The organism is Coprobacter sp. (assembly GCF_982436375.1).
The window spans coordinates 1-4,860 of the sequence record NZ_CEWDCG010000210.1 but is presented as its reverse complement, the minus strand read 5'-3'; the positions used below and the strand labels follow the sequence as shown (position 1 = coordinate 4,860).

General features: G+C 38.1%; 5 protein-coding genes. 3 read left to right on the top strand and 2 right to left on the bottom strand.

Annotated elements, in window-relative coordinates:
• Positions 1 to 75 precede the first annotated feature (75 nt).
• Genes AC1WHX_RS10435 through AC1WHX_RS10425 form a run of 3 tightly spaced genes read left to right on the top strand, consistent with a single transcriptional unit; the run spans position 76 to position 2,956 of the window.
• A complete protein-coding gene (locus tag AC1WHX_RS10435; protein WP_297303701.1) occupies positions 76 to 1,713 on the top strand; it encodes an ABC-F family ATP-binding cassette domain-containing protein in 1,638 nt (545 codons plus the stop codon).
• Between the two features lie 13 nt (positions 1,714 to 1,726).
• Complete coding sequence (locus tag AC1WHX_RS10430) at positions 1,727 to 2,137, top strand: secondary thiamine-phosphate synthase enzyme YjbQ (protein WP_297303699.1); 411 nt, start codon at positions 1,727 to 1,729, stop codon at positions 2,135 to 2,137.
• Between the two features lie 27 nt (positions 2,138 to 2,164).
• Positions 2,165 to 2,956, top strand: a complete 792-nt coding sequence (locus AC1WHX_RS10425) for a 4Fe-4S binding protein (protein ID WP_297303698.1) — start codon at positions 2,165 to 2,167, stop codon at positions 2,954 to 2,956.
• 117 nt (positions 2,957 to 3,073) lie between these two features.
• Here AC1WHX_RS10425 and tpx read toward each other — a convergent pair whose 3' ends face one another.
• Together tpx and AC1WHX_RS10415 are read right to left on the bottom strand one after the other, a co-directional pair.
• The gene (tpx, locus tag AC1WHX_RS10420; RefSeq protein WP_278584797.1) at positions 3,074 to 3,577 is read right to left on the bottom strand and encodes a thiol peroxidase; all 504 of its coding nucleotides are present in this window, start codon (positions 3,575 to 3,577) and stop codon (positions 3,074 to 3,076) included.
• A gap of 69 nt (positions 3,578 to 3,646) precedes the next feature.
• The coding region (locus AC1WHX_RS10415; protein WP_481229306.1) for a peroxiredoxin family protein at positions 3,647 to 4,860 on the bottom strand (1,214 nt) is incomplete at its 5' end.

Genomic DNA, 4,860 nt, shown 5'->3' with positions numbered 1-4,860 from the left:
CTCAATTCTATCACTATATCTTTCCGCATTTCACTTTTTTGTAGTAACTTTGCATGCTAATATAACAATAAATATATGATTTCTGTTGACGGGCTGACCGTAGAATTTGGAGGCACGACACTTTTTCAAGATGTCTCGTTTGTAGTTAATGAAAAAGATCGCATTGCTTTAATGGGAAAAAATGGGGCGGGAAAGTCCACTTTGTTGAAAATTCTGGCAGGGGTGAGGACTCCTTCCCGTGGAAGTATTTCAGTACCTAAAGATACGGTAATTGCATATCTTCCCCAGCATTTGATGACTGATAACAAGCGAACTGTATTTGAAGAGACATCGCAGGCCTTTTCTCATCTTTTTGAGATGGAGAAAGAGATAGAGCGACTTAATAATGAATTGGCTACCCGTACTGATTATGAGTCTGAGGAGTATTATAAGCTGATAGAAGACGTTTCTTTGTTGAGTGAAAAATTTTATTCGGTAGATGCAACCAATTATGAAGAAGATGTTGAAAAAGTATTGTTGGGATTAGGTTTTAAGCGATCCGACTTTTCCAGATCCACTTCTGAGTTCAGTGGAGGTTGGCGCATGCGTATCGAGCTGGCTAAGCTGTTGCTGAAGCGTCCGGATATTCTGTTGCTCGACGAACCTACCAATCATTTGGATATCGAGTCGATACAATGGTTGGAGAATTTTCTTGTTTCGAATGCGAAAGCAGTAATCGTAATATCACACGACCGGGCTTTTGTTGATAACATTACTACTCGGACGATAGAGGTAACTATGGGGCGTATTTATGATTATAAGGTAAATTATTCAAAATATCTCGAGTTGCGGAAAGAACGGCGAGAACAACAGCAGAAAGCTTATGAAGATCAGCAAAAAATGATTGCTGAAACAAAAGAATTTATCGAACGTTTCAAAGGGACTTATTCCAAAACTTTGCAAGTGCAATCTCGTGTGAAGATGTTAGAAAAACTCGAACTGGTCGAAGTCGATGAAGAAGATACCTCTGCTCTGAAATTACGTTTCCCTCCTTCTCCCCGTTCGGGTAATTATCCGGTAATTATAGAGGATGTTTCGAAATCATACGGTAACCATACTGTATTTTCGAAAGCTACGTTGACTATCGAAAGGGGAGAGAAAGTTGCATTTGTCGGGAAAAACGGTGAAGGGAAATCGACTTTGGTCAAATGTATAATGGGAGAGACGAAGTTTGATGGAACACTAACTCTCGGGCATAATGTAATGATCGGCTATTTCGCTCAAAATCAGGCTTCTCTGTTGGATGAAGAACTCACGGTTTTTCAAACGATAGATGATGTTGCCAAAGGGGATATACGAACAAAGATAAAAGATATATTGGGTGCATTTATGTTCGGCGGTGAGAATTCTGCCAAAAAGGTAAAAGTGCTTTCCGGCGGTGAGCGTACCCGTTTGGCAATGATTAAGTTATTGTTAGAACCTGTGAATCTGTTGATCTTAGACGAGCCGACGAATCATTTGGATTTAAAAACAAAAGATATTCTTAAAACAGCTCTTAAAGAATTTGACGGCACATTGATTGTCGTTTCTCATGACCGTGATTTTTTAAATGGTTTGGTGGATAAAGTGTATGAATTCGGAAATAAGCGAATTATAGAACACTTAGGGGGAATATACGATTTCTTGGAAAAGAAGAGAATCGATAACTTGCGTGAGCTGGAACGGAATAATTAGTATATATTGTGTTATGGTAAAGCAAAATTCTTTTTGTCTTCCTGCTTTCAGACGTGGTTTTCATCTGATTACTTCATTGATAGAAAAGGAACTTCAGGAATTGCCGGAAGAAGGGCTGTTGAATTTGTTCATACAGCATACTTCTGCAGGATTAACTATAAATGAGAATGCCGATCCTTCGGTTCGTACAGATTTTGAGCGATCATTCAATCATTTAATCCCGGAGAATCAGTCCTATTATACGCATGTATTGGAGGGAAGCGACGATATGCCCGCTCATTTGAAATCTTCTGTGATAGGGGTGTCACTGACCGTTCCTATTCGCAATAAAAAGTTGGCTTTGGGAACATGGCAAGGAATATATCTGTGTGAGTTCAGAGATTATGGAGGCCCTCGTAAATTGATCGCCACAATTTGGTATTAATCAGAAAATAAAAGAAATATATAGCTTATGAAAATATCGGTTGTACATACTATTTTTTTCTCTCCGACACATACATCTTTGAGAATTGCAGATGCTATTGCCGAGGGAATGGGTACTTGTGAACATAAAGAGTTGGATATTACGTATGAGAAACCTGTAAAGGATATTTTAATAGAGGAGGGTGTTGCTGTCATTTCTGTTCCTGTATATGGTGGGCGAGTTGCCGAAACGGCTGTAGAACGCTTGCGTTCGATACGGGGTAATAATATTCCGGCCGTGGTTGCCGTTGTTTACGGAAATAGAGATTATGAAGATGCATTGATAGAGTTACGGGATATTGCAAAAGAGCAAGGCTTTATTCCGGTGTCGGGAGGAGCATTTATCGGAGAACATTCGTACAGTCGTCCGAATCGTCCGGTTGCTGAAGGACGCCCGGATAAAGCGGATATAGATACGGCTTTTGCATTCGGTTCGAAAACCGCAGCTTTTTTAAATGATTGGTCGGGAGAGTTTATTGATTTACAAGTAAAGGGAAATTTCCCATATAAGGTAAAAGGAAATAAAACACCTCAAACTCCGGTTACGATTTCAGAACTTTGCACACAATGCGGATATTGTATCGAAATATGCCCTACACAGTCTATTGAATTGCAAGATGAAATTGTAAGTGATCCGGAGTCGTGTATCAAGTGTTGTGCTTGTGTTAAGGAATGTCCTAATCAGGCAAGAGTGTTTGAAACACCGTTTACCGATTATTTGTTTAAGAATTTTTCATCTCGGCGTGATCCTGAATTGTTTTTTTCTTATCGGAAAATTTAAACAGACTTAAAAAATAGAATCTCCTTATTGAGTTCCTGTTAAAAACTGCAATAAGGAGATTTTATTATATCCGTTATTTTAGCTCTCAAAAAGCGTTATTGTTATTTCCCGGACTTTTTATTTTTTTAGAGCTGATATGACAGCATCATAATTCGGTTCTTGAGTAATTTCCGGTACGAGTTCTTCGTATATGACATTGAAGTTTTCGTCTATTACTACTACCGCCCGGGCTAATAGTCCGGCTAACGGTCCGTCTACCATTTCTATGCCATATTGTTGAGAAAAATCCGAGGCTCTGAATGCCGAAGCCGGGATCACGTTTTCTATCCCTTCTGTCGTGCAGAACCGGCTTTGAGCAAAAGGCAGGTCTTTAGATATTGCTATTACAAGCGTATTATCCATATCGGCTGCAAGTTTATTAAATTTGCGAACCGATGTTGCACAAACGCTCGTATCCAGACTTGGGAAAATATTAAGAACCAGTCGTTTCCCTTTCAAGTCGCAACAACTTAATTCACTTAAATCTGATTTTACCAAACTGAAGCAAGGTGCTTTACTTCCTACTTTGGGTAATTCTCCGTTGGTAGAAACGGGATTCCCTTTAAATTTTATTTGAGCCATAATTTTTAATTTTAAATTGTGATTATACTATTGTTTATTTTGAAATAACAAATAAAAGAAATATTCCGTTTAATCTTTTATATTTGTTTCTAATATTTGTTGTAAATTTTGGACCATATCGGGATCATATCCTATTTGTACCCCAATAATTCTTTTTTCGGGAGAGATGACGAATAGAGTAGGATAGTTTGCTATACCGTATTGGGCTGCTATATTTTGAGCATCACAAATAACGATTCCGGGCAGTACGTTTTCTTCTTGATATTTTATCAGATCATCCGAATTTTTTTCAGATAATAAAGTAATCCATAGGAGGCTTTTATTATCAGAGAAATATTTTGCGCAATCCAATGTCTTTTTGCAGAAACTACTTGTAGTATCGACAAATGCAAGTATCAGAGTTCGGTCTTCATATTCCGACAAATCGAATCTTTTCTCATTATTCAGCAGTGGGAGCGAAAAGTTGGGAGCAGTTTTACCTGCCAGGTTTTGGGCTTTAAAATAGTTGCTTCGGAACGGTGCGATAATATTGCCTTTCTGTTTTATGAAATTCTCTTCTGAAAAAAAATTGTTCGGAAAAGGTGTTTTTATATCTGATGATATGTATTTGACGGTGACTGTTTGAGATCCTAAATGTCCGGGATTATTTTCTATTTCCTTAAATATCGGAGTGCCAGACTCAGAATCGAATATGTAGACCGATGATCGAATTGTTTCCCCGTTGATATACTCGTCTATATACAAAGCATTGCATTTACGATTATTTATCAATGTATCGGAGTATGTTTGAATGCGGTTTTCCGGATTGTTGAGACTTTTTTGCAATCGAGATGCTATTTCCATAGGAAATTCTTCTATAAATAATCCTGAACGATGTATTCCCGGCAATTCGCTTTTATTGTTCATTTTATCATAGAAAGGTGCAGGATCTTCTTCCGCATGATATTCTCGCAATCTGTGATTGCTGAAATTGTAATAGTTTCCGGAGTCGTAATAGATGAAATCTCCGTTTATTGCCGGATTGCTTTCTGATGTGAGATCTATGAAATAAGAATATCCGTATAAGGTATCTGCCGGGTTTTTCTGATATTGAAGAGAGAGTTTGTATTCTACCTCTTCATCGGTCATCGGTAATGTAACGCGGAATAAGGCTTCTCCCCGGTAATGTTCTATTTGGTTTAAACGGGAAATGATTTGTGAGACTTGATTCGTTTCGGAAAAAACGGTTATAAAATAAACACATAGCGAAAAAGTAAATTTGGGCAAAGCGTAGCGAATTAGCT